Source organism: Nostoc sp., assembly GCF_036919555.1.
Lineage (GTDB): Bacteria > Cyanobacteriota > Cyanobacteriia > Cyanobacteriales > Nostocaceae > Nostoc.
The window spans coordinates 14,926-39,118 of the sequence record NZ_JBALCS010000061.1; the positions used below are offsets into that span (position 1 = coordinate 14,926).

General features: G+C 43.3%; 23 protein-coding genes and 1 pseudogene. 14 read left to right on the plus strand and 10 right to left on the minus strand.

Translation table 11 applies throughout. The features are described 5' to 3' along the window. Positions 1-27 precede the first annotated feature (27 nt). Together V7K36_RS17900 and V7K36_RS17905 are read left to right on the plus strand one after the other, a co-directional pair. Positions 28-849: a hypothetical protein gene (locus V7K36_RS17900; RefSeq protein ID WP_335117888.1), complete on the plus strand. Its 822-nt coding sequence runs from the start codon at positions 28-30 to the stop codon at positions 847-849. 69 nt (positions 850-918) lie between these two features. After that, positions 919-1,707 carry an RDD family protein gene (locus V7K36_RS17905; protein WP_335117890.1) on the plus strand — a complete coding sequence of 263 codons (789 nt, stop codon included), beginning with the start codon at positions 919-921 and terminating at the stop codon, positions 1,705-1,707. A gap of 98 nt (positions 1,708-1,805) precedes the next feature. Here the strand turns inward: V7K36_RS17905 and V7K36_RS17910 are convergent, their stop codons facing one another. The 4 genes from V7K36_RS17910 to V7K36_RS17925 form a co-directional block, all read right to left on the minus strand. Next, a complete protein-coding gene (locus V7K36_RS17910; RefSeq protein WP_335117892.1) occupies positions 1,806-1,991 on the minus strand; it encodes a type II toxin-antitoxin system VapC family toxin in 186 nt (61 codons plus the stop codon). 9 nt (positions 1,992-2,000) lie between these two features. Continuing rightward, entirely contained in the window at positions 2,001-2,243 is a 243-nt protein-coding gene (locus V7K36_RS17915) for a hypothetical protein (protein WP_335117894.1), read from the minus strand. Continuing rightward, on the minus strand, positions 2,240-2,491 hold the full coding sequence (locus V7K36_RS17920; protein ID WP_335117896.1) for a hypothetical protein: 252 nt from the start codon (positions 2,489-2,491) through the stop codon (positions 2,240-2,242). The genes V7K36_RS17915 and V7K36_RS17920 overlap by 4 nt, the downstream gene beginning before the upstream one ends. A gap of 220 nt (positions 2,492-2,711) precedes the next feature. Next, complete coding sequence (locus tag V7K36_RS17925) at positions 2,712-3,503, minus strand: DUF1868 domain-containing protein (RefSeq protein ID WP_335117898.1); 792 nt, start codon at positions 3,501-3,503, stop codon at positions 2,712-2,714. A 196-nt stretch (positions 3,504-3,699) separates the two neighbouring features. Here V7K36_RS17925 and holA point away from each other — a divergent pair, with 196 nt between their 5' ends. Together holA and V7K36_RS17935 are read left to right on the plus strand one after the other, a co-directional pair. Further along, positions 3,700-4,689 (plus strand): DNA polymerase III subunit delta, encoded by a 990-nt coding sequence (gene holA, locus V7K36_RS17930; RefSeq protein WP_335117900.1) that lies wholly within the window; start codon positions 3,700-3,702, stop codon positions 4,687-4,689. Positions 4,690-4,798: 109 nt separating this feature from the next. Further along, the gene (locus V7K36_RS17935; RefSeq protein WP_335117902.1) at positions 4,799-5,299 is read left to right on the plus strand and encodes a DUF4168 domain-containing protein; all 501 of its coding nucleotides are present in this window, start codon (positions 4,799-4,801) and stop codon (positions 5,297-5,299) included. A gap of 82 nt (positions 5,300-5,381) precedes the next feature. On the opposite strand, the gene V7K36_RS17940 is transcribed toward V7K36_RS17935, so the two are convergent. The 3 genes from V7K36_RS17940 to V7K36_RS17950 all read right to left on the minus strand — a co-directional run bounded on the left by V7K36_RS17940 (position 5,382) and on the right by V7K36_RS17950 (position 13,085). Continuing rightward, the gene (locus tag V7K36_RS17940) at positions 5,382-9,812 is read right to left on the minus strand and encodes a PAS domain S-box protein (RefSeq protein ID WP_335117904.1); all 4,431 of its coding nucleotides are present in this window, start codon (positions 9,810-9,812) and stop codon (positions 5,382-5,384) included. 187 nt (positions 9,813-9,999) lie between these two features. Beyond that, on the minus strand, positions 10,000-12,372 hold the full coding sequence (locus tag V7K36_RS17945) for a glycoside hydrolase family 31 protein (protein ID WP_335117906.1): 2,373 nt from the start codon (positions 12,370-12,372) through the stop codon (positions 10,000-10,002). Between the two features lie 329 nt (positions 12,373-12,701). Beyond that, positions 12,702-13,085, minus strand: coding sequence for an alpha/beta fold hydrolase (locus tag V7K36_RS17950; RefSeq protein ID WP_335117908.1), 384 nt, complete (start codon positions 13,083-13,085; stop codon positions 12,702-12,704). A 230-nt stretch (positions 13,086-13,315) separates the two neighbouring features. Between V7K36_RS17950 and V7K36_RS17955 the strand changes: the two genes are divergently transcribed. The 4 genes from V7K36_RS17955 to V7K36_RS17970 all read left to right on the plus strand — a co-directional run bounded on the left by V7K36_RS17955 (position 13,316) and on the right by V7K36_RS17970 (position 17,502). Beyond that, complete coding sequence (locus tag V7K36_RS17955) at positions 13,316-13,528, plus strand: hypothetical protein (protein ID WP_335117910.1); 213 nt, start codon at positions 13,316-13,318, stop codon at positions 13,526-13,528. Beyond that, a complete protein-coding gene (locus V7K36_RS17960; protein WP_335117912.1) occupies positions 13,449-13,688 on the plus strand; it encodes a Rieske 2Fe-2S domain-containing protein in 240 nt (79 codons plus the stop codon). Before V7K36_RS17955 ends, V7K36_RS17960 begins: the two co-directional genes overlap by 80 nt. Before the next feature lie 847 nt (positions 13,689-14,535). Then, a complete protein-coding gene (locus V7K36_RS17965; RefSeq protein WP_335117914.1) occupies positions 14,536-15,366 on the plus strand; it encodes a phytoene/squalene synthase family protein in 831 nt (276 codons plus the stop codon). Positions 15,367-15,897: 531 nt separating this feature from the next. Beyond that, the gene (locus tag V7K36_RS17970) at positions 15,898-17,502 is read left to right on the plus strand and encodes a serine/threonine-protein kinase (protein ID WP_335117916.1); all 1,605 of its coding nucleotides are present in this window, start codon (positions 15,898-15,900) and stop codon (positions 17,500-17,502) included. Positions 17,503-18,143: 641 nt separating this feature from the next. Here V7K36_RS17970 and recA read toward each other — a convergent pair. The 3 genes and pseudogenes from recA to V7K36_RS17985 all read right to left on the minus strand — a co-directional run. After that, positions 18,144-19,223: a recombinase RecA gene (recA, locus tag V7K36_RS17975; protein WP_334828360.1), complete on the minus strand. Its 1,080-nt coding sequence runs from the start codon at positions 19,221-19,223 to the stop codon at positions 18,144-18,146. A gap of 395 nt (positions 19,224-19,618) precedes the next feature. Beyond that, complete coding sequence (locus tag V7K36_RS17980; RefSeq protein WP_335117918.1) at positions 19,619-19,753, minus strand: hypothetical protein; 135 nt, start codon at positions 19,751-19,753, stop codon at positions 19,619-19,621. A gap of 197 nt (positions 19,754-19,950) precedes the next feature. Then, a pseudogene (locus tag V7K36_RS17985) lies at positions 19,951-20,286 on the minus strand (helix-turn-helix domain-containing protein); the annotation flags it as partial. A 173-nt stretch (positions 20,287-20,459) separates the two neighbouring features. Between V7K36_RS17985 and V7K36_RS17990 the strand changes: the two are divergent. The 6 genes from V7K36_RS17990 to V7K36_RS18015 form a co-directional block, all read left to right on the plus strand. Next, entirely contained in the window at positions 20,460-20,729 is a 270-nt protein-coding gene (locus V7K36_RS17990) for a type II toxin-antitoxin system Phd/YefM family antitoxin (RefSeq protein WP_335117920.1), read from the plus strand. Continuing rightward, positions 20,716-20,997 carry a type II toxin-antitoxin system RelE family toxin gene (locus V7K36_RS17995; RefSeq protein ID WP_335117922.1) on the plus strand — a complete coding sequence of 94 codons (282 nt, stop codon included), beginning with the start codon at positions 20,716-20,718 and terminating at the stop codon, positions 20,995-20,997. The genes V7K36_RS17990 and V7K36_RS17995 overlap by 14 nt, the downstream gene beginning before the upstream one ends. Before the next feature lie 62 nt (positions 20,998-21,059). After that, positions 21,060-22,292, plus strand: a complete 1,233-nt coding sequence (gene xseA / locus V7K36_RS18000) for an exodeoxyribonuclease VII large subunit (RefSeq protein ID WP_335117928.1) — start codon at positions 21,060-21,062, stop codon at positions 22,290-22,292. 35 nt (positions 22,293-22,327) lie between these two features. Then, positions 22,328-22,555, plus strand: coding sequence for an exodeoxyribonuclease VII small subunit (xseB, locus tag V7K36_RS18005; RefSeq protein WP_334873835.1), 228 nt, complete (start codon positions 22,328-22,330; stop codon positions 22,553-22,555). A 135-nt stretch (positions 22,556-22,690) separates the two neighbouring features. Continuing rightward, entirely contained in the window at positions 22,691-22,873 is a 183-nt protein-coding gene (locus tag V7K36_RS18010) for a hypothetical protein (protein WP_335117924.1), read from the plus strand. Positions 22,874-22,976: 103 nt separating this feature from the next. Continuing rightward, positions 22,977-24,193 (plus strand): leucine-rich repeat domain-containing protein (locus V7K36_RS18015; RefSeq protein ID WP_335117926.1); only part of this gene is annotated, 1,217 nt, incomplete at its 3' end.

The following is a 24,193-nucleotide window of genomic DNA, read 5'->3' on the forward strand; positions in this document are numbered from 1 at the left end:
CCGTAGTTTCAAGGGAAATTTGCCATTATGTCTGAAAACTTTGGATCTCCCGGTCAGATACAACCACTGAGTATCGGTAACGTTGTCAGTGCTGCGGTGCGGTTGTATCGTTCTCATCTGAAGACTTATCTGAAACTAGCTTTGACTGCTCACTTGTGGGTTCTAGTTCCGATCTACGGCTGGGCAAAATATGCAGCCATCTCTGGACTAATTTCACGCTTGGCTTTTGGAGAATTAATTTACCAACCTGAAAGTGTCCAAGCCGCCAGCAGCCATATTAATCCGCGTCTTTGGTCATTTTTAAGAGTTGGTTTTCAGGTAGGAATATCTTTGCTGGTAATTTATTTTGGATTGGCGATCGTGGGCAGTCTACTAGGTGGGTTGATCGGAGTAGTATTAGGAGGAATATTAGGTGTTAGTACAGGTATTACAGTCACAATTATGGGAGTAATTGTAACGATAGTTCTTGTGCTGTTGGGACTAACTTGGTTCTACTCGCGTTGGGTGGTAGCTGAAGTGCCCTTAGCAGTTGAGGAAAATATCAATGGTGGCGAAAGTGTTGCGAGAAGTTGGGAGTTAACTAAAGCTTCAGTACTTCGCATTCAGGGCGTTGTTTTAATTGCTTTTGTCGTTACACTACCGTTGGTGTTTGTATTAAACTATATACCCCAACTATTCCTCGTAAAGCTTGAGCGAGGTTCTACTATCTACGGAATTGTATATATTATTTCTATGATCGGCAGCTTAGTAGGTGGAGTTTTTGTGATGCCATTTTGGCAAGCACTAAAAGCTGTTTTATACTTGGACTTGCGTAGTCGGCGTGAGGGTCTAGGTTTGCAATTACGATAACCTCCCTCACAAGATTTTTGTTAACTTAACACCTTAATTCAACTGTATTAATTTTCAATTAGTTAATATATGCGCTTTTTTAATCGCATCACATTCCAGATTCCAGAAAGTGTAGAGTTGGAATTTATTTTAGCCGGAATCGGCAATCGAGCTTTGGCATTGGTGATTGATTATACAGTCTTAGTTATAATCTTGCTTGTGTTTTTCCTTACCTGGACTGTCTTTTCGACGCAGCTGTTCAATTTTTTTGAGGGTCAGAATTTAGGAATTTGGTTAATAGCTATTTTTTTCATTATCGCCTTTGCAATTTACATCGGCTATTTTGTATTTTTTGAAACCTTATGGTTTGGGCAAACCCCTGGTAAACGTATTGCTAAAATTCGCGTAGTTCGAGATGATGGTAGACTCATCGGGCTACAACAAGCAACTCTACGTGCCTTACTGCGACCCTTTGATGAAACTTTGTTTATTGGCGCATTTTTAATTATGTTTGGCCGTCGAGAAAAACGTTTGGGTGATTTGGCAGCTGGCACAATTGTAATTCAAGCCCAAACACCGATTGCATCAGCGATATTGACGATTTCAGAACAGGCTAAGGTTCTTCATGAACAGTTAATCCAAATTGCTGATTTATCACCATTGATGCCAGATGATTTTGCTGTTATTCGTGAGTATTTGCAGCGACGTGCTGGAATGTCATTAAAGGCAAGAGCCTCACTATCTCTAAAGTTAGCCGAGCAAGTTGTAGCTATTATTAATTTAGAAAAGTTGCCAGAAGCTATTACACCTGATGTATTTTTAGAAGCTGTTTATCTTGTTTATCAAAAACCGGAATTTGAGGCTAGAGATTTTATTTAGAGCATTGACAAAAAGCTCGGTTTACCTAAAAGACAAAATCATAGGATTTATCTTTGAGCTTATTTTCTTTGCTATGTATGTTTACAACTAGCGCGTAATTATGGGTTCTCGCTTTCCAACTCACACACCACCAAAACCCTCAACTCCGTCACCCGTTTCAAAGCTGCATCATTGGTCAAAAATGCCTCACAACCATCTATTAAAGCCGCCGCCACCTGCAAAGCATCGGGTAACTGAAGGTTGTAATGCACCCGAATTCGCGCAATAGCAGCATTAATCTCCACAAAAACCACTTATTCTTGTTGCAACATATCAACAAAAGCTTGCTCTAAATCGGCTAACCCCAGACGTATAGCACCTACCAAGCACTCTGATAACGTTATCCCAGATATTACTGCTGTAATGTCATCTGACAATCGCTCGAAAATTGGATCGACTAAATCCACAAACTGCGGATTGCGTTCTACAAAATAAATTACGGGTGCTGTATCGAGAAACAAGCGAGAAACATTTGCTAATGCATCACTAATCTTCATTCCTTTTCTCGCAACAACCGTTCTCGATGCTCATCTCCTTCTTGTCGAGTCCGCGAAACCCATTCCTGAGCATCCCCACCCAATAGCGGATAGGGAGCCATACCCTTTAAATCGCTCCATTTACGTTTTGGTTGGGCTTGGTTAATATGCTTTTTTATCCGCTCTACCAAATGCCCCATTACCGTCAATTGCTCTTCTGGAGTTAGTTGCTCAATCTCGCTTAAAATTTTTTCGAGTGACGGACTCATCAATCTAACCCTTGTCAACATCTATAAATTTTAGCGTCTTTACGCTTGGGTATTCCCAATTTTTTCATAAAAGCCCAACATTCCCAGAAATTAACTTAAAGGATGTTTGTACTGCACTAAGGGCGATCGCATTGCATTTGGTTTATTTTCAAGAAGACATAACTAATAATCAGTAGTCAGTGAGTGGAAACTACCTGACTACTAACTACTAACTAATGACTTAAAAATCTAAAATCGGCCAGTTTGGTTCACGATAATAGCGTGTCATGTTGTCAAACTTTCGCAATTCGACGCGATTGATCAAAAAATCTGGCAAATTCAACAGCCATTGTTCATTCAATTGAGAAAGCATTGTACTGAAATTTGTGCGGTCTAAGTCAGATGAAACCTCCCCAAAATAGGCTAATGTAACATGAGCTGTGAAGTGATAATGCTGCTCAATACCCAAAGCAATTAACTTGGGATTTTGATAAATTGTTCGGCGAAATTTAATAATTTCCTCGTAACAGCCTTCATCCTTGGGTACTAAACAAACGGCTACAGCTCTTGGCATCAGTATTAGTCCCAGCATTTGCCATTTAATCGGATGACTCCTATTTGTCATCAATTGTTGATATTGCTGAAACATTTCGGCTAAACAAGAGTGTAACTCCTCGTCAAATTTGGGATTTTTTTCGCAGGTGTCAAGGTAAGCACTGTCCCAAATTAAATCCGCCAAAGTTAGATGGAAGCTAACAGGAGGTACAGGTACAATCAAATTACGGTTTACAGGCAACTGCAAGAGTTCCTGTTGGTAAGTCTGTAATTTGGCATAGAAAGCAGAGTTTTGTGATTCTTCTTCTGCCGCAGGCGGGGTAATTAGCGTATAGCCAGGAAAGGATGCTGCTTGTCTCAAGCCAGAATGTGGCTGAAATTTATAAGATTCCTGAATATGCTGGACTTGTGATCTGTAGGTTTCTGGCAGCGTCAGTCGTGCTAACCGATTTAAGTAAGTTTGATAGTTATCGTCCAATCTTCATAGCCTCACGCTCTCACTTGATAGATTTTAGGGAAAATTACCCCGATTAACAGAATGATTTTAAAAGTATTTAATTTTTGGAAGTGGGGAGTGGGGAGAGACGCGATTAATCGCGTCTGTACAGGAGGTAGGAGTTATAAGAATTCTTCGCCAATGAATGCCCAATGCCAATGCCCAATGAGGTTTACCTATGCCAATCTATGTTTACTGGGGTGAGGATGATTTTGCTATAGAAAAAGCGATCGCTCTTTTGCGCGATCGCATCCTCGATCCCCAATGGATAAGTTTTAACTACACTTCATTCCCCCCAGATCAAGCTGATGCTGCTATCCAGGGGTTAAATCAGGTAATGACACCCACTTTTGGTGCTGGTGGGCGTTTGGTATGGCTGATAAATACTACTCTATGTCAGCACTGTCCTGAGAATGTCTTAGCGGAATTGGTGCGATCGCTTTCTGTGATTCCCGAAAACTCATTTTTATTGCTCACCAGCCGGAACAAGCCAGATGAACGCCTCAAATCCACGAAATTATTAAAACAATTTGCTACCGAGTTCCGAGAATTTCCGCTCATTCCCCCTTGGAAAACAGAATTACTGGTGCAATCTGTTAATCAAGCAGCCCAGATTGTGGGCGTGAAACTGACTGCCAATACTGCCCAGTTGTTGGCAGAATCTGTAGGAAATGATACACGATTACTCTACAATGAGTTAGAGAAATTGCGGCTATATGCCCAAGGTAGCAATAAGCCTTTAGATGTAGATACCGTTACGAAGTTAGTAAGAAATACTACTCAAAATAGCTTACAATTAGCAGCAGCAATCAGAACAGGAGATATAGCTAAAGCTTTGACAACCTTGGCAGATTTGAGCAATGCTTCCGAGCCGGGATTACGGATAGTTGCCACACTGATTGGACAATTTCGCACTTGGCTATGGGTGAAGATTATGATGGAAAGTGGAGAACGCAATCAGCAAGCGATCGCTATTGCTGCTGATATCGGTAATCCCAAACGGCTCTACTTCTTACAGCAAGAAATCAGACTGCTTTCTGTGCAACAGTTAATCTCTTGTTTACCCCTACTATTGGAGTTAGAAGTGAGCCTCAAGCAAGGAGCATCAGAAATATCAACACTCCAAACTAAAACAATCGAACTTTGTCAAGTATGCCGAGGAAATTGACAATCAAATATAAAAGCTTGATGTATTTAGCAGTTGCTGGAACTTCCAACTCCGAAAATAATTCCAAGTCCTTATAATATCCCTGATGTGGTTTTGTCTCACACACTATATGAAGAAAATTTCCAATTTATTTTCCCGATCTAGCCGAAAGCGAATCCTTTCTCCATCATTCTTTTTCGGCGCGATCACTACAGTGGGTGTGATTTTCAACGCTTTTTCATTTAGTTCAAAAGCTGATGGTCAAACTCCACCACCAATAGTTAACAATACTGAAATCGACAGTTACGCTCAATCCGTTCTAGCAATGGAGCCAGCACGTCAAAGTGCCTTTGAAGAAATAAAAAAACTTATTGGCAAAGGAGAAATTCCCAAGATTGTTTGTAACGATTCTAACAGCATAAATGGTCTTCCCAAGAAGGCTCAAGATATCGCAGTGAATTACTGTACCCGCGCTCAAAAAATTGTCCAAGATAATGGTTTGAGCTTTGATCAGTTCAACAAAATTACTATGGAATTACAAAATAACAATATGTTAAAACGGCAGGTTTACGATAGCCTACTACGCCTGCAACAAACTCCTGAATCTCAACAAACTCCTGAGTCTCGGTAAGTAGAAGGGCTTGATTAAATCAATATTCCCCACTCCCCATTACCCCTTATCCCCACAGGGGACCCGACCTTCCCCATTCTCTCTAAGTCCGTCCAACAAGGCTGGCGACTACTGTAGCTAACTCAGCTGCTTCAATAGGTTTAGGTAAATGTAGCTGATAACCTTCTTGTATAGCTCGCATCCGATCCTCTGCCCTAGCATAAGCTGTCAACGCTGCGGCGGGAATATTTCCCCCTAATTCTGGTGGTTGCGATCGCAGTTTGCGGATCAAAGAATAACCATCCTCTTGGGGCATACCGATGTCGCTGACTAAAACATCTGGTTTCCACTGTGTAATTACCTGCAATGCTTCTGGAACTGATGCTACAGCCTGAACTTCGGCTTGGTACTGTTGGAGGACTGTGGTAATGAATTCACGGGTATCGGCTTGGTCATCTACTACTAGCACACGCACGCCAAAGAGGGAGAAGGGGACAGAGGGAGAGAGAGCTGAAGGGGCACAAGGGCAAAAGGGCGGACTCTTCAGAAGTGGTATTTTGACTGTAAACGTCGCTCCTTGTTCTTTACCTGGACTATTTGCGTGGACAGTACCGCCATGTAATTCTACTAAATGACTGACGATCGCTAATCCAAGTCCTAATCCACCATAGGATCTAGTGCTAGAACTATCAGCTTGACGAAAGCGATCAAACACGTAAGGAAGAAAATCAGGACTGATACCAATGCCTGTGTCAATTACCTGAATTTGGGCATGTCTATCGGTTGTCTGTTGTTTTTCTTGGCCAGTGACTACTGACAATTGCACCTCTACACGTCCTCCCGTGGGTGTGAATTTGATGGCATTCGATAGCAGATTCCAGATGATTTGCTGTAAACGCTCGAAATCCCCGGAAACTAAGAATTGAGAATTTTCACCCAGCTTACTGTCCTCTGAGTCGTGACTGGTTTGGGATTGTGCTTCTGAAGATTCTAGATTTTCGTGATTGATTCCTAATCTTAAATCTGAATTTGGCGCGAAAGTGACCACGGGGAGTATCCCCGGTGGCGCATTTCGCGTTTCTTTTGCGGGAATGAGGGAAAATCTTAAATCGATTTCCTTAGATTGGGCGGCTAGCCTAACAGTCTCAATCGCTGACTCAATCATCGGAACCAAATTACAAGTACGGACATTGAGGCGTAACTTACCTCTAATCATCCGCGATATATCCAGCAAGTCTTCAATTAGCTGGGTTTGCGCTTTTGCATTGCGCTCAATAGTCTCCGCAGCCCTAGCCATTAGGGTTTCACTAAGCTTACTTCGTTGCAGTAATTGCGCCCAGCCCAGGATGGCATTGAGGGGCGATCGCAATTCATGGGACAATATCCCTAAGAATTCATCCTTCATCCGGTTGGCCTCTTGCAACTGCTCAGTTTGTTGTTGCAAAGAAGCAATTAAACTAGCCCGTTCCATTGCGATCGCTATTTGGTCGCATACTGCTTGCATCATCCCCTTTTGATTGTCGGTGAAGCTTAACCGAGTGCGGCTGCCAAAAGAAAGAGTACCCAACAGCCGTCCTTGGGCGATCAATGGATAACTATAATAAGCAGTAATACCTAAAGAGCGAATCAATTCTGTTTTCGGGTCAGTTGATTGCTGCACATTCTCTATAGCTATTGCACAACGCTCCTGCGCTACAATACCGCAAACCGCTTCACCAAATGCCAAACATTCAATTCCCTTTGCCAGTCCCGAAGAAATGCCACTGTAAGACTCTAGCCGCATTAGCTGAGAGTTATTCTCAACCAAATAGTTAAAGTAAATATCTAAACCAATTTGCTCTCTTAGTTTTCGGTAGACGCTATCAATTAGTACTACTGGTTGCTGGCTCGATAGTAAATCGTTGGCTGTGTCGAATAGTATCTTTAGCCTTTTGTAACTTAACGAAAGGGCTTTTTCTGCCTCTTTGACGTTGCTGATTTCTTGGAACACCAAGATACAGGTAGCCGGATGACCGTGCATTGCTGGCAGGGTATCAGCAAATACCAGTAAAGAGCGCACACCACCGGGAGTGTGCCAGTCTACCTCCAATCCATTCAGGCGTTCGCCAAGGGAAACCCGCACTCCTGGCATTTGTTCATTGGGGATGCGATCGCCAGCCGCATCGGTATAGTGGTAAACTGTGTGATAATCTTCGGCTGGTACACCTTTGGGAAATTCGCCCCCAGCTAATTCGTTAGCAGAGCGATTGGCAAAAGTTACCCGTGCCGTTCCTGGTTCAATAAAAAGCAACGGTCTGGGCATCAGATTTAACACATCTTCCAGCCATTTTTGCTGATTTAGGAGTACTTCCCCTGCCTGCTTGCGCTCCGTAATATCTAAAAATGCACCAACACTTCCTCTGGTTTTACCCTCTTCGTCAAACAGGGGTGCAACATACTCCAACAGGTTGACGATTTTTCCATTTTCATGGATAACATCGAGTTCACAATCCAGAACTTCGACACCATGAGTGGCAGAGTATTGCATTGGGAGTTCTTCTGCTGACAGTTCCCTTCCTTCTCGGTAGATTTTAAAGCTTGTCGGTTTTTCGGACAAGGGAGCGTTGAGGGAGACATTTGTATCCGAGGATATTCCCAACTGCTTGGCAAAAGCAGGGTTGACCTTGATATTTTGGCATTCTGCATCTTCGGCAATGCCAATTCCAATCGGAATTACTTCCAACAAAGTTTGTAACTCAGTAATGCGGCGCTGTAGATCCTTGTTTAGTTGTAAGATTTTTTCCTTGGCCTGCTTTTGCTCGCTGATGTTGCGAGTCACAGTTGCTAAGGCAATTGGCTGACCTGTGTTGTTGTCTGTAACAGTGAAAATATTGTAATCAACTGGTATCGGTTGACCTGTTTGCAGGTGGCAAAAGCAGAATTCTCCCTGCCAGCGCCCTTCTAATAGCACAGTCGGCAGTATATGTTCTTGAAAATAAGCTTTGTCTTTGGGCATGACGTAATCTAATACTGCTTTTTGGCTAACTTGATCAAGGCTGGCAAGCCCTACCAGCTTTTGACCTGCATCATTTATGTAGAGTAATTGACCCTCAAGGGTGGCGATGCCGATAAAGTCAGAGCTATTTTCTACCAGCGATACTAATTTTTGTTGCTCTGCTTCTGCTTGCTTGCGTTCGCTCAAGTCGAGGATAAACGCTACTGACTCTTCCCGGTTTTCTCCTAGCAGTACGTAACCAAGTAAAACCGGGATGCGGCTACCATCTTTGCGGATATATTCTTTCTCGTAGGGCGTACAAGCAGCGTTGGCGTTACTTTTTGCTTCGGCGACACCTCGCTCATCCAAGTATAGATACTCTGGTGGTGTGATATTGCTCCAACTTAACCTACCTGCTAACAAATCCTCCCGCGTGTAACCAATCATCCTGAGAAATTCGTCGTTTGCCTGCTGGATACCGCCGTACACGTCGCCAAACAAAATGCCGATGACGTTAGAATCTACAAAACTCCCCAATTTAGCTTCGTAGGTTCTCAGTGCATCCTGGGCGCCGTCGCGTTGATGGCTGAGACGTTCAATAACCGCCGCACTTTGCCAAATCAAAATAGTAAAAATTACAATCAGGACGATCGCAAACACTGATACTGCAAAAGCCGGATCGTATTGTCCTGCCCGTTGACCTTCAACAATTACCCATCCCAATATAAAAGGTACTGCGATCGCGGCAATTAATAAACGACGTGCAAGTAAGCCACCGTAGGTATCACTTGTAACTACCTTCATTAACCCCTGTTCTGCCCGCGCCCACAGAATCCCGATACTTAGTAAGAAGAACAACATTGATGTGTGTAACGCCATTGATGTTGTATATGGGGCAATTCCGTAGAGAACTTTTACTTTATAGGCATAGCCCATGAGCCCCTGAAAGGAAATTAAAGTAGCGATCAGAGCGATAATCTGAGCATACCAATAACTGCGGTGGGTTTTTGGATGAATCAAAATCTGTAGGGCAACGCTGACCAGTATAAAGTTCAGCGCTGTGTTCAGCCCCATTCGCCCCGAATGCGATGTCGCTAAAGTAATTGGCGAATCACGGAACAGTAGCTCGTCAATGCCGAGATTCCAGGCAAATAGATATTCACAGAGTGAGAGCGCAGCAATAATCGTGACAGCTATTGCACAGGCCCTAGAGATTAAAAGAGTGGAGAAATAGGAGAATAATTTTGGGTCGCACCTTTGGTGCGCTTCCAGCGCAACTTGAATTTTGAATTTTGAATTGTTTCCCCCTCTTCCTTCTTTCTCTGGTGTTAAAAATAGCCACAACGATACACCATACAAGACAAAACATAGCGCTGTGTTGACTTTCATTGTGGCAGGACTACCAGGGAAGCCGCGCTTCAGAACTTCAATGCCAAGCCACCAGCCAATTAGTACCAAGCTACCAACAAAAACAGCGATCGCACTTGCGACTTTTGCCACAAGTGAATTTGTCGGGATTTTAAATCTCTCTTGCAGCCGCAAGCGGTTAATATTTAACATTTAGTGTTCTCTAACCGCATCTATCTAGCGTAGTAAACTAACGTATTTCTTACGGTTTAACTATTTATATCCTCTGTATTTTAAGCTACCCCTTGACTTACTTTTCATCTATCCCAATGCATACTTTTCCTTACAGAATTGGGAATCAGAAATAATGGTGGTTTTTTAAACCACCTTTGTGAGTATTTCAGAATTGCAGAGTATGTGGCTTACCATCATCTTGGAAACGTTGCTCTCCCACACCAACGACTTCTACAATCACTTCACGCGATGGAGGTGTCCATTCTCCGATTCTCACTCCAATTTCAACTACTGTTTGATTAGAATCAGTAAATACGCTGATATTTGCTAGGGAAAAAAGTTTATCTTGATAATTGTTTGTGTGTCCATCATCTTCAAATAGCTGATATTCGTTATTGCCAGGCCAAATTCGTAACCGGATCTCGTCGAGTGGGGCTTGATCAACGTATTGCCTGACAGGTTGCATAGGAACGATCGCACCGCTACGGACATACAGTGGCATTCTTTCTAGTGGTGCATGAGCAAGAATATGAATCGGGCCTTCATAGCGATCGCCACTCCACCAATCATACCAAGTACCAAGGGGTAAGTAGACAGATCGATGCTCAACTCCAGGGCGGTAAATTGGTGCAGCCATCAGCGACGCACCTAGCAATACTTGATCGTAGAGGCTATAGGTTTTCGGATCGTTAGAGTAATGGTATAATAATGGTCTTAAAATCGGTGCGCCCGTTGTTGCCGCTTCCCAAAAAAGACTATAAATGTAGGGAAGTAGTTGATAACGTAGATTAATATATTCTCGACAGATATTTTCAACGCGATCGCCAAATACCCAAGGTTCATGACGAGCAGTAGACATTGCCGAGTGACCGCGCATCAATGGGTAAAGCATTCCTACCTGCATCCACCGAGCGAATAATTCAGCTGTGGCGTTACCAGCAAATCCGCCAATATCGCAACCCACAAACGCCACACCCGAAAGTCCCATATTGCAAAGCATCGGCAGAGACATTTCTAAATGCTCCCACAACGATTGGTTATCTCCCATCCAGACAGAAGACCAGCGTTGCACACCAGCATAACCCGATCGCGTTAACACAAACGATCGCTCTGGGCTTCGATGCCGTTCCAACCCTTCATAGCAAGCTTTAGCCATCATCAACCCATACAAGTTATGCACTTCTGTATGAGTCGCGTCAATTTTAGATTTTGGATTTTGGATTTTAGATTTTGAATTATCCTCTCCCCCCTGTGGTGCATCTAGGGGAAACCAAATCTTTTCACCATCATCGCCGAAAGGGCGATCGTTTATCGCAGGTTCATTCATATCATTCCAAATTCCTGCCACGCCGATATCAGTTAAGCTTTTGTGTAAATCAGCCCACCAGTTACGCACATCAGGACGTAAAAAGTCAGGAAAAACAGCTTTCTCAGGCCAAACGTAGCCGTGGAACAACGCACCATCCGCTTTCCGCACAAAGTAGTCGTTTTCTATTCCTTGGTCAAAAACATCATAATTGGCTTCTGGTTCATACTTAACACCAGGGTCAATGATTGTGACTGTTTTGAAACCATCCTCTGCTAAATCACTGATGAGTTTTGCTGGGTTGGGAAAACGCTGGGGACTCCAAGAAAATACCCGATAACCCCGCATATAGTCAATATCCAAGTGGATAACATCGCAGGGAATGCGGCGTTGGCGAAATTCTCGCGCCAGTTCCCGCACAACGGTTTCTGAATCGTAACTCCAGCGACATTGATGATAACCTAGCGCCCATTTCGGCGGTAATGGCATTCTCCCAGTTAGCTGAGTGTATGTGTCCAGAATTTGGGCAGGTTCGGGGCCGTAGATCATGTAATAATCCAATTCATCGCCGCGAGTCTCCATCTTCCAAATACCTGGTTGTTCAGCACCGATATCGAACTGACTCCAAAAAGTGGTATTCAAAAAGATACCATAGCTTACCTCAGGGCGCAAAGCCATAAAAAATGGAATTGCTTGGTACATTTCATCAGTAAGTGCATCATAATCTAAGGCATCCGTTGTCCAGTTGGTTTTTACCTCGCTCAGTTTATCCAGCCAGCCTGTGCGTTCACCAAAGCCATAAAAATGTTCGTCAGTTGCAATTTGCTTCCACCCTGCAACTGCACCCATCCGCCAACCTATACCCATTTCTACATCTTGGGCAAAGGGGCGATTAGCTTTGTCAAAACAAGCAATGCAACATTTTTCTCGCTGGACACACACACGAATTTGTGCTGTTTCAATTTCGATTGTTGCTTCAGTTTCCCGCACCGCAAAAGGTGTTGTCGCCCATTCTGCATCATCTAGCGTCACTGCCCAAGAACGGCGAGGCATAAATTCCCCAGTTGGTGCAAAACGCACACGGATTAAATTGGGAGCAAGTACGCTGATAGTAAGGCGTGAGTCGCCACAGTCAAAATTAATAATATTATTGTCCCAGGTTACAGCTTTTACATTGCCAACGGTTGTCCAAGCTTGGTTTGTTGTGGGTAGTTTTCCGAAATATTGCGGCATATCAGTTATTAAGCAGGTTAATACTTCTTTGCATTCATGATTACAGAGATACTCAGCCTCAAACTCTTTCTTTCGCTAGAAGTTGGGTGAAAGATTAGCAGATATTTTTTAGCAAGAGCGATTTTATGAGGTCGGCCAAAAAATGAGCGATGCCTACGGCTAGCATAGGTGTCAACTTAAGCGCAAACCCCTTTAAAACCTTGTTTACAGCCTCTGGCTGGAAATGCATTTCAATTGCGACTCTGCCGCAAGTCTTGAGGCGGCAGCCCCCCATTAGGCGTTCCCAGTCGGAAACTGGGAGCGAGACACATTTATTTTATGCCGTTGAATTACGATAAAAAATCAGTGATAATTTTTACAATTTCAGCAGCATGGCTATAACCAAACCCATGTCCGCCTTCTTTAATAATTTTGAGTTCTGAACCAGAAATTTTGTTATTCAAAATATTACTATTAACAGGAGGAATTACGATATCGCTATCCCCAGTAATGATTAAGGTAGGTGCTTTAATGCCTTGCAATAATTTTAACCCAATTGTCCAAGCAGATAACCGTTCTAGCACCGCAGCATAGCCGATAAGATATTCCTTAACAATCCATTCTTCACCTTGTTGTTCGGCGCGTACTTCCTCAATGCGTCCGACGGTTTTGCCTGTTGAGTCTACTACTGGTTTACTTAGCAGTAATTCTAGATGAATTTCACGAGTTGTCATTATCCCCCTTCTGGATGTAGGTGCGATAATGCGATCGCACCTACATCCAGAAAGCCGCCGATACTGGTAACAATACCAAGCGCGATTTCAAAAATTTTATTCATTGGTTTGCCCTGCTACTTTCCGTAACTTGTTTAGCGATCGCTTTTCTGCTGCTAATTCTCCAAGTTGTTGCCGTACTGCTGAACGATTTTTTTGTGCCATAGCCCTGGACATTTCCTCTGTTTTATTTGCTAACTGTAAAACTTCAGCCAACAGCCCTGATTTATCACCCATCGCGTGCGAAAATTGGTGGAGTAGGTGATTTAATCTCTGAAAATCTCAACGTTGCTGCCCAGTATTTAGAGTGGGTGACACCAGGCGATGTTGATTCCATCGAAAAAGTTACTCCCGGTACAGGTGCAATGGTGCGGCGTAGTTTCACAAAAGTCGCAGCTTACTGAGACTAAAACGGCAATTTATACTCATCTCAACTGTATCGTCGCTTGGAATTCCTCAGAAAAGACCTGGGATTGCCCATGTCACGGTTCGTGGTTTAATACGCAGGGACAGGTAATCAACGACCCAGCGATTAATGGACTGACATCAGTCGAAAACAAGTAACAAGTGGAGACCATAGCTTTAGCCTGACTCGAAACAACTATTTAAATTTTTATATCTTGAGACCGGTAAGAGGTCAAATATTCACAAATATTTTGTTGAGTGGGCAAACAGCCTACTTTTTTATTGTCAATTTAGTAAATATACGGGAACTTTTTCTTCTGGGTTATGGTCACTTTATCTCACCTTGAACAGCAAGGAGGCTCTCACTGTAACCGATCAAGCGTATGCGTAGCCCAACCCAGGCATCGCAGCCGTCTATATTCAATTTAACTTACCCTAACTCTTCGGGAAGCCGCCGTTCGCATCTAAAGGTGCGTACAGTTGCTATTATCTGTTACCAGCTTTTCCTGAATTGTCTTTATATATATAGGACTCATATCTGATTTTTGAACAAGATTTCGGATAAAACCCTGATCAAACGGGATTTTCAGTCTCAGTATGTTTTCAGAAATCAAATCGGATTCCTATACAATAATTACACTTTGTTAGTCAGATTAACGCAGACTTACAACACTTTCAAATCTCGAAAATGGATGTTTGCTCATGGAAAAATTTGGCTGTAATCAACCAAACATTAGCATAATTCTTTATATCTAAACTAAAAGTTTATGAAAGCTATATCAAACGACACCTGACGCATTTTTGCAACCAAAACCCTATATACTAGATTAGACTTTGATAAATTTGAGAGTTTTGTTAATTGCAACATCAAAAACTATTAATTTTTAGATGAAATACTAGCGTATCTTATGGTCTATAGTTTTTAAGGTTTAGTCAAAACTATATCCAGTATCATCAAAAAACTGCCAACTTCATGTGGTGCAAAAATCAAGTGGGGAGTGAAAACATGAATTTACGTAGAGATGCATTGCAAATCCTCAAAGAAACTAGCCGAACTTTTTATATCCCAATTAGTGTTTTACCGCCAGGATTGCAAGAAGCAGTAGCATCAGCATATTTGTGTATGCGTGCCATTGATGAAATTGAAGATCATCCCGAACTAGATAACGCTACTAAAGCAAAGCTGTTAAAAACGATTAGCCTGACATTACAGGCAGGAGTTGATGGCTTCGCGGTAGATGCTTTCTTTGCAGGATTTAGTGGGTATGAGAATACCTTAGAAGAAGTCACTGTGAGGATTAGAGAATGGTCGCTGCTAGCACCAGAGACCATTGCACCTCGAATTTGGGATGCGACTGCTGCAATGGCAGACCGGATGGCTTACTGGGCAGAAAGAAACTGGAAAATTTACACAGAATCTGATTTGGATCGTTATACCTTTGGGGTTGCAGGTGCAGTGGGATTGTTACTATCGGACTTATGGACTTGGTATGATGGAACGCAAACTAACCGTACCCAGGCAATTGGGTTTGGTCGGGGTTTACAAGCAGTTAATATCCTGCGTAACCATACTGAAGATTTAGGGCGTGGAGTAGACTTTTTCCCAGAGGGTTGGAGTGCAGAAAATATGCAAGAGTATGCGCGGCGCAATCTAGCCCTGGCAGAAGCTTACACCAAAGACCTTCCTACAGGACCCGCCTTAGATTTTTGCCAAATTCCCTTAACCTTGGCTAGTGGCACTCTTGATGCTCTTGCTAATGGTAAAGAGAAACTCAGCCGCAGTGATGTTTTTGCACTGATCGAACAGCTGATTAGTGTGAACATGAAAGCTAGCTAATAGTCTGTTAACGAGTAATGGAGATGATTCTAAATTGCCTCCAAATTTGGGCATCCAAAATCCTACAGCGATTTTCTGTAGGGGAGCCAGTTGCTCTACTTGGGGAAACCTCAAGTAGAGCAACTGGCGTTGGGCACTGCCCTCCAATACTTTTAAATACCAATCCTCCAAAATAAGACTACAGATCCAATCATCGGGAAACCCAGATTAAAACTGGCTTTCTCAATTCCGAATGACGTTAGCGAGTCACCAGAGCAGCATACTGCCCGTAGAAGCTTTAAGAGAACGTGATTAGGAATTACGGTTTGGTATAAAGTGATCTAAATACTATCTATCGGTGTAAGTATAATAAATTATCTTGTTATGGCGATCGCTTTACGTAATCTGAGTTAAACTTTAGAAACTCTTCAAAGAATTTCCAGCAAAAATTACCTGGCAAGAATTGATTAATATCTAAATAATTGAAAAAGAGTATAACAGAAACAGAGTATAACATTCCCCGTGATTATTTGTGCAGCGAGTTGAGAGTGCATGAGCTACTGCTTAAATCCTATCTGTCCCAATCCAGAAAATTTGGTAAATAGCCAAAGGTGTCAGTCTTGTGGCTCGCAACTTCTGTTGCGCCATCGCTATCAGGTGATCAAACCATTAGGTCAGGGTGGCTTTGGAGCAACCTTCTTAGCCTATGATCAAGGCTTACCAGGAGAACCGAGTTGCGTAATCAAGCAATTACGCCCATCAGGAAGCGCCCCACACGTTTTAAAGATGGCCAGAGAACTCTTTGAGCGAGAAGCCAAAACTCTAGGTAAGATTGGCAATCATCCTCAAGTACCAAGATTATTAGACTATTTTGAAGATCATGAACAATTCTACTTAGTTCAAGAATACATCAGTGGTGATACCTTGCAGGAGGAGGTCAAACTTAATGGCATCTTGAGCGAAACTGGAGTCAAGCAATTTTTGAGCGAGGTTCTGCCACTGCTGCAATATATCCATGAGCAAAAGGTGATTCACCGTGATATCAAGCCAGCCAACTTAATTCGCCGCACTCAAGATGCCAGAATGGTACTCATCGACTTTGGTGCCGTCAAAGACCAAGTTAGCCAAGCTGCGACAAGTCAATCAGGACAGACAGCATTAACTGCATATGCCATTGGTACTCCTGGTTTTGCACCTCCAGAGCAAATGGCTATGCGTCCAGTCTACGCCAGTGATATCTATGCACTGGGGGTGACATGCATTTATTTATTGACTAGCAAAACTCCTAGAGATTTAGATTACAATCCCAACACTGGCGAGATGATGTGGGAGCAGCTTGTGCAAGTGAGTGATCACTTGAGCAATGTATTCCGAAAAATGTTAGAGGTGTCTGTACGTAATCGCTATCAGTCAGCAGCAGAAGTTCTCAGAGCATTAGAAATAGAACCATATTTAGATAGTCTAGCAAAGGGTTTACTGACTAAATCTGATAGTGGATCTAAAGAGCGAACACACAACCACCGGGAAAATTCTGCTGTTTTATCTAACAACCCTTCTGCTGCTTTTACCACTGGAGGAGTGGCACAGGTAGCGGCAGCAATTCGCGCTAGACGAGCCAAGGCAGCAGAAGCGGCTGGATTACAGCATGGTTCAGGGATGGCCAAATCCACGACTTTAGCTAACAGCAACAGCAGTGATTCGCAAGTTCAAAATTCTAAAGTTGAGCGTAAGTTAGATACTCAAGGTTTATTAACAGCCTATCTGAAGGGAAGACGGGATTTTGCCCTACACAATTTAAGTTTGCTGAACCTGCAAGGTGCTGACTTATCCCAAACAAATTTCCATTCCGCTCAATTGCAAAAAACCAATCTCCAGGGAGCTAATCTGCAAAATAGTGACTTTGGCAGAGCCAGTCTGACTCGCGCAAATCTCAAGGATGCTAATTTGAGCAAGGCATACTTTAACCATGCTGATTTAGAAGGGGCAGACCTGCGAGGCGCAGACCTCAGCAATGCTTATCTCAGCAATGCTAACCTCCGAGGAGCAAATCTGTGTGGTGCTAATCTAACCAGTGCCAAAATTTCTGATGAGCAGCTAGCACTAGCAAAAACAAATTGGATGACCGTCCGCCCCAATGGTAAACGAGGCTTGTTGTAAGTTGAAAGTTTAGATTTCGGAGCTATGCTATTCAACATATTGATCATCAAGGCTTTTACTTAATTAGACCTCTTGCATAAATCAAAAATAAGAACCCCACCCCGCCAAAGCTACGCTTTGTCTCCCCTCCCCGCTTGCGGGGAGGGGTTGGGGGTGGGGTGTTAGGGACTTTTGCAAGAGGTCTATTGATTTCAACAGTACCACTGGCTCCTTTGTGAATGGCGATCGCATCCATCTAGGCAATATGACTTTTGATTTTTTTGTGAATTAAGGCAAAACCCACCTGCACGGGTTAAAAAACCTTAATTTTCCTTAGTCCAGGTCTGTGTGGCTCTTGTTTGTGTAGCCAAGCCATTGCGGTCTTAGGGAGCCAGTGCGTTGGGCGGCGAGCCACTCTTGTTGCACCTGGCGTGGTTTCCCCCATGAGTAACTGGCGTGCGAATTCTATTCGCCCTAGCTCTAATTTGACACAAATTTTACCTGATTGCAACGAAAAAACGCCATAAAAATGATTGCTCGTCATGTAGTAGCAATCATTTCGTTAGGCTTGCTGTAACTCATCAATACCTAGGAAAAGGTGGGTTAGCTGTCTTCGTAACCCACTACACATTAAAAGTTGCAGATTAATAAATCCACATTCCTTATTCTTCTGGCTCTAAATCGACTTCTTCCTCTTCATCTCCTTCACTGGGTTTAGCTACAGAGTTAGCAGAAACAACAGCGCCTTTATCTAGCTTTTCACGCACCAGTTGCTTAATTTGTTCAGCAAATTCAGGCTTTTCTTCTAAATACTTAATGGCGTTGTCTCGTCCTTGAGAAATATTGTCGCCATTGTAGCTGTACCAAGCTCCCTTGCGGACAAGCACGCCAGTTTCTTCTGCCAAGTCTACAATACAACCCAAGGTAGAAATTCCTTTGCCAAAAATAATGTCAAATTCCGCAATCCTAAAAGGCGGAGCTACTTTATTTTTAGCGACTTTGACTTTGACGCGATTACCATATTCATCTGTACCTTTTTTCAAGGTTTGAATTCGGCGAATATCTAAGCGCACCGAAGCGTAAAATTTCAATGCGTTACCGCCAGTTGTGGTTTCTGGGCTACCGTAGGTAACACCGATTTTTTGCCGCAACTGGTTGATGAAAATTACTGTACAACCAGATTTACCAATATTACCAGTAATTTTACGCAAAGCTTGGCTCATCAACCGCGCTTGCAGACCAACGTGAATATCACCCATATCCCCTTCAATTTCAGCGCGGGGAACCAGTGCTGCCACTGAGTCAATGACTACAATATCAACCGCAGCAGAGCGAACAAGCTGATCGACAATTTCTAAAGCTGATTCGCCAGTGTCAGGTTGAGAAATCAGCAGATTGTCAATATCTACACCCAATGCCGCAGCATAGGTAGGGTCAAGGGCGTGTTCAGCATCAACAAAGGCAGCAATACCGCCATTTCTTTGCACTTCGGCGAGCGCATGTAGCGCTACTGTAGTCTTACCGGAACTTTCCGGCCCATAAATTTCAATTACCCGCCCCTTGGGTAAACCACCACCCAATGCTAAATCTAGGGTAAGCGCTCCACTGGAAATTGTTTCCACCCGCATCCGGGTGGCATCGCCCAGGCGCATGATTGCTCCTTTACCAAAGCTGCGCTCAATCTGGTTGAGCACCATAGTCAGCGCTTTTTGCTTGCCAGAAGTATCGGTGTTGATAGCCATTCCTGCCTCTAATGCCTCTTAATATATGGTTTTAAGGAGTGTTGCTCTGGGAGTTTGAGTAGAACAGATATACTATTTTAACCAGAAAATTCTGGAATAGGACTTCTCAAATCAAAAAAAGGGTATGACAAGATCGTAACTCGATCGCTACCAGATTAGGGTAGTCTTGCACAATGATACCAACTTGGATTCAGAGATAGCTTTTTTTGGCTGGGTAAGCAAGGGTTTTCAATAAAAATTATCTAAATATACAGTGTCAGTAGAACCGTACTCGTGATCTGCGGAGGTTGATAAATTAGGAGCGATCGCTAATACGAATCAGCATATCATCTACAGCGACTTCACCGGGTCGGGGTAAGCTGTAGACAGCTTCTAGGGTAGTAGTGAAGAGATTTTCAATGCTTTAGGTGACTTTCAGCCTCGATATGTTTGGCTTGCACTTCGGTGTGCTTGAGAGGAAAAGCGATTTGCTGTTGATTAGAGGTTTGAATGTATAAGCCACCAGGTTGGCGTTCTACTGTCTGAGCCATAGTTGTAACCTCACGCACTTGTTTTCTGTCTTTAGCGTAGGTGTGTCAATTTGGCTAAAATCCTCATTTTTATATTTACCTAATGCTCAGTTGTAAGTTCAGGGCGAAATACCGCTTTTCACTGGACAAATAGTTAAAATAATAATCTTAACGCTCAATTACACTAAGATGCTAATTTATGCTTCGGCTATGATGCTCAGCCAACTCAACACTTCTTCTCGTTGTGCGCTCAAAAGGTAGCTCTTTCTTCCCTGATAGTTCAGCCGCAGTCCGTCAATTCCATTTTCCTCGTAGGCTCGCTTCCAACCAGTTATTGATCCTCGCGATACGTCTAGAATTGTTTCGATTTCATCATACAACTATCCTTGATAAACCAGCTTGACTGCCAACGCTTTCCTGACCTCACGCGCATCTGGACGCAGAGCTATAAAATCTTGTAGTTCGGCGGGATCCCTTTGAGCATCTTTCTCTGGCATCTCTTGCCGTGATACTACCTCTGGGAGTGTGATAGTTTGCAGATGCTGACTTATCATTGTCCCTTCTTACACCTGTTTTAGTACCCGTATTGTCTCTTAGTCTTGTTCAAAAATCAAATAGGAGTCCTATATTTACATAAATGAGCAGCAAGTTCTGTTAAGCCAAAATTGAGATGAGAAGAGTTATCTGCTAAAATATAGTCAAAATGTCTAAAGTAGTCAAAATCCCTATGCAGACCTACACTCTTACAGATGCTCGTAACAAACACGGTGAGGTTTTTGATAAGGCTGCTACTGAGCCAGTTCTACTAACTAAGCAATCACGGCCTAGCCATGTGATTATTTCAGCCGAGAGCTATCAAAAATTAATTAATCGGCTGGAAGAATTAGAGGATATGGTTTTCGGTCAAGCTGCTGAAGTTGCTCTGAGTCAGTCCAAAATGATTGGTGCAGAGGCTTTTACATCTGCATTGGAGCATTTAGTTAATGGCGAGGCTTGATGGTCTAGCAACTGTTCTTGATTTTCTGAATGGTTTACAGCCTAAAATAGCAGCGCAGATTGCCAAAAAGGTTTTGGCTTTAAATGTTGAGCCTTTACCGGCTGATAGTGAGCAACTATCTGGTTATCAGGGTTTATATCGAGTTGATAGTGGTGAATATAGAATTGTTTACAGATATTTTCCTGACCAAGATTTAATCGAAGTGATTTTAGTCGGTAAGCGCAATGATCATGATGTCTACAAAAGATTAAAGCGTTTACTAGGATAAACTTTCGGTTTTCATGAAAAATGCTAGAATCGCTTCAGCACAAATGCTTTCAGACATCTTTGATGACTTTCGACCTTCCCGACTCTCTGATTCTCGATACAGCGCTTTCAGTCTCTGGATTAACTGACTATATCCGCTTGCTGTTAGAGCAAGATGAAAAATTGCGGCAAGTTTGGGTAACTGGCGAAGTTTCCAGTGCTAACCATCATCGTAGTGGGTTATTTTTCACGCTGCAAGATACCGATCGCACCGCCGGAATTAAGTGTGTGGTATGGAATAGCCAATTACCAAAACTCGCCCAGATACCCGTTCCCGGTGAGCAGATAATTATTTTGGGTAGTATTCGCCTGTATCCGCAACGGGGAGAGTATCAGTTATCAGTTTGGCAGACTCTACCTGCTGGTGTTGGTTTACAGGCACTACGCTATCAACAACTAAAAAATCGCTTGCTGGCTGAGGGCTTGTTCGACGCGCAAAGAAAGCGATCGCTCCCAACACACCCCCAAACGATCGCTGTTGTCACTTCACCAACGGCTGCTGCTTGGGGTGATATTCAAAAAACTCTCAAGCAAAGGTATCCAGGTTTACACGTTTTATTTTCTCCGGCAACCGTACAAGGTGAGCAAGCGCCGGAATCTATCGTCAAAGCAATTGAGCGGGTGGAAAGAGATGGACGCGCCGAAGTGCTAATTTTATCGCGGGGTGGTGGCGCGGTTGAGGAATTGGCTTGCTTTAATGATGAACGAGTGGTGCGATCGCTTGCTAGTTGTTCTATACCGATAATTACTGGTATTGGACATCAACGAGATGAATCTTTGGCAGATTTAGTTGCAGATGCGTGTGTGCATACACCCACTGCGGCGGCGGAAATGGTTGTGCCAGCACTTTCAGAGTTGTATACTGAGCATCAGCAGCGAGTTGTGGCTTTACATGAGGCGGTGCATGACTTTAGGGAAAATGCTGAGAATAAACTACAAGTATTGCGAAATCGTTTGCGGCGTTTGCGGTTAGACCGACAAGTGCAGCAGGAGGTGCAAAAGCTAGCTTGGAAGCGTCAGCAATTGGTGCAAATCACGACGGGGCGATCGCAGCAAGCAACGCAGCATCTAGAATTGTTGCGGCAAAAGTTGGCAACACTTGACCCGAAAGCGGTGTTACAGCGTGGTTATGCGGTAGTGAGAAGAAAAAATGGGGCGATCGCTCGTTCTGCGGGAGAGTTGGCTGTGGGAGAAGATTTGTTGATTCAGTTGGGGCAAGGTGGGGTTAAAGTAAAAGTTATGGAAATGAAGGATTAACGAACCACAGAGGCGCAGAGGACACAGAGAGGTTGATGGTTAAACGTAAGAGTGCTTCTAATTCTGAGGAAGGTTGGAATTATGAGGCGAAGGTTATTGAAATAGAGGGAATTATCGCTGGCATTGAGGCGGGTGAGTTGGAATTGGAAGAGGTTTTTGACCAATTTGCTAAGGCTGTAGAGTATTTGCGTCAGTGCGAAAGTTTTTTGCAGCAGCGACAGCAGCAAGTAGATTTATTAATTGAAACTTTGAGTGATGAGTAGAAATATTCAAATTTGTTAGATAGCGTGATTGCCCCCTGGTGTACTGTCAGGGATGCGATCGCTCGTTTTGTAAGCAATGCCAAAAATTGATCGTAGGTATCATAACAGAGATAGCTAGAAACCAGATTTAGATATATGCGCTCACCACATCTCAAGGCGCGATGTCTACGATGGTTACTGAGCTTGCCGTTGGCGCAGCCTCTCGTAGAGAAGTACGGGCTACGCCTACGCCTAAATCCGCAATATCCCAAACAGCAAACTGACAAGTTAGCACTCGCGCGATCGCTTTTCCTATCATCTCAAGGCGCGTTGGCGTAGCCCGCCGCAGGCATCGCCAACAAGTGATAATTTAGCATTTTTCGCTAATCAGTTAAGATAATCTTCATTAATCTTCTTTCCTTTTACCCTTCTCCTTGGAATTATGACGCAGGATGAATTGTTGGTACTGATAGATCGCGCCGTGGCTGAGGGTTGGCGAGAGTTAGACTTGTCGGGGCAGGAGTTGACTGAGTTACCTGTAGAAATTGGTAAGTTGAAGCAGCTTGAGTCTTTGATTTTGGGAAAGAAGGTTGAAGGTTATGAAGAAGTAGGAGACCGCTTTCTCGAAAAGGTTTCAGGCAACAATTTAAAAACGCTTCCACTCGAACTATTGAGTTTGCCTAATTTGCGTAAGTTGGATATTAGTGGCAATCCTTTAGAGAGCATTCCCGATGTGGTAACGCAAATACTACATTTAGAGGAACTTATCTTAATTCGAGTAGAGCTAACTGAAATACCTGATGCGATCGCTAAATTAACCAATCTGACGCAGCTTATCCTCTATAACAACAAAATAATCAAGATTCCAGAGGCGATCGCTAATTTAACCAATCTGACGCAGCTTATCCTCTATAACAACAAAATAACCCAGATTCCAGAGGCGATCGCTAATTTAACCAATCTGACGCAGCTTATCCTCTATAACAACAAAATAATCAAGATTCCAGAGGCGATCGCTAATTTAACCAATCTGACGCAGCTTCACCTCCGTCTCAACAAAATAACCCAGATTCCAGAGGCGATCGCTAAATTAACCAATCTGAGGGAGCTTCACCTCCGTCTCAACAAAATAACCCAGATTCCAGAGGCGATCGCTAAATTAACCAATCTGACGCAGCTTGACCTCGATGGCAACAAAATAACCCAGATTCCAGAGGCGATCGCTAAATTAACCAATCTGACGCAGCTTGACCTCGATGGCAATAAAATAACCCAGATTCCAGAGGCGATCGCTAAATTAACCAATCTGACGCAGCTTCACCTCAGTCTCAACAAAATAACCCAGATTCCAGAGGCGATCGCTAATTTAACCAATCTGACGCAGCTTCACCTCCGTCTCAACAAAATAACCCAGATTCCAGAGGCGATCGCTAAATTAACCAATCTGACGCAGCTTGACCTCAGTAGCAACCAAATAACCCAGATTCCAGAGGCGATCGCTAAATTAACCAATCTGACGCAGCTTGACCTCAGTCTCAACAAAATAACCCAGATTCCAGAGGCAATCGCTAAATTAACCAATCTGACGCAGCTTGACCTCAGTAGCAACCAAATAACCCAGATTCCAGAGGCGATCGCTAAATTAACCAATCTGACGCA

Excerpts from the sequence above, each read along its gene's own strand:
- V7K36_RS17920 (WP_335117896.1), bottom strand. The coding sequence starts at position 2,491 with ATGAGTCCGTCACTCGAAAAAATTTTAAGCGAGATTGAGCAACTAACT.
- xseB (WP_334873835.1), top strand. The coding sequence starts at position 22,328 with ATGGTTAAACGTAAGAGTGCTTCTAATTCTGAGGAAGGTTGGAATTAT.
- V7K36_RS17950 (WP_335117908.1), bottom strand. The coding sequence starts at position 13,085 with ATGACAACTCGTGAAATTCATCTAGAATTACTGCTAAGTAAACCAGTA.
- V7K36_RS17945 (WP_335117906.1), bottom strand. The coding sequence starts at position 12,372 with ATGCCGCAATATTTCGGAAAACTACCCACAACAAACCAAGCTTGGACA.
- V7K36_RS17995 (WP_335117922.1), top strand. The coding sequence starts at position 20,716 with ATGGCGAGGCTTGATGGTCTAGCAACTGTTCTTGATTTTCTGAATGGT.
- V7K36_RS17970 (WP_335117916.1), top strand. The coding sequence starts at position 15,898 with ATGAGCTACTGCTTAAATCCTATCTGTCCCAATCCAGAAAATTTGGTA.
- xseA (WP_335117928.1), top strand. The coding sequence starts at position 21,060 with ATGACTTTCGACCTTCCCGACTCTCTGATTCTCGATACAGCGCTTTCA.
- V7K36_RS17935 (WP_335117902.1), top strand. The coding sequence starts at position 4,799 with ATGAAGAAAATTTCCAATTTATTTTCCCGATCTAGCCGAAAGCGAATC.
- V7K36_RS18010 (WP_335117924.1), top strand. The coding sequence starts at position 22,691 with ATGCGCTCACCACATCTCAAGGCGCGATGTCTACGATGGTTACTGAGC.
- holA (WP_335117900.1), top strand. The coding sequence starts at position 3,700 with ATGCCAATCTATGTTTACTGGGGTGAGGATGATTTTGCTATAGAAAAA.
- V7K36_RS17980 (WP_335117918.1), bottom strand. The coding sequence starts at position 19,753 with ATGGCTCAGACAGTAGAACGCCAACCTGGTGGCTTATACATTCAAACC.
- V7K36_RS17940 (WP_335117904.1), bottom strand. The coding sequence starts at position 9,812 with ATGTTAAATATTAACCGCTTGCGGCTGCAAGAGAGATTTAAAATCCCG.
- recA (WP_334828360.1), bottom strand. The coding sequence starts at position 19,223 with ATGGCTATCAACACCGATACTTCTGGCAAGCAAAAAGCGCTGACTATG.
- V7K36_RS17965 (WP_335117914.1), top strand. The coding sequence starts at position 14,536 with ATGAATTTACGTAGAGATGCATTGCAAATCCTCAAAGAAACTAGCCGA.
- V7K36_RS17960 (WP_335117912.1), top strand. The coding sequence starts at position 13,449 with ATGTTGATTCCATCGAAAAAGTTACTCCCGGTACAGGTGCAATGGTGC.
- V7K36_RS17900 (WP_335117888.1), top strand. The coding sequence starts at position 28 with ATGTCTGAAAACTTTGGATCTCCCGGTCAGATACAACCACTGAGTATC.
- V7K36_RS17915 (WP_335117894.1), bottom strand. The coding sequence starts at position 2,243 with ATGAAGATTAGTGATGCATTAGCAAATGTTTCTCGCTTGTTTCTCGAT.
- V7K36_RS17905 (WP_335117890.1), top strand. The coding sequence starts at position 919 with ATGCGCTTTTTTAATCGCATCACATTCCAGATTCCAGAAAGTGTAGAG.
- V7K36_RS17990 (WP_335117920.1), top strand. The coding sequence starts at position 20,460 with ATGCAGACCTACACTCTTACAGATGCTCGTAACAAACACGGTGAGGTT.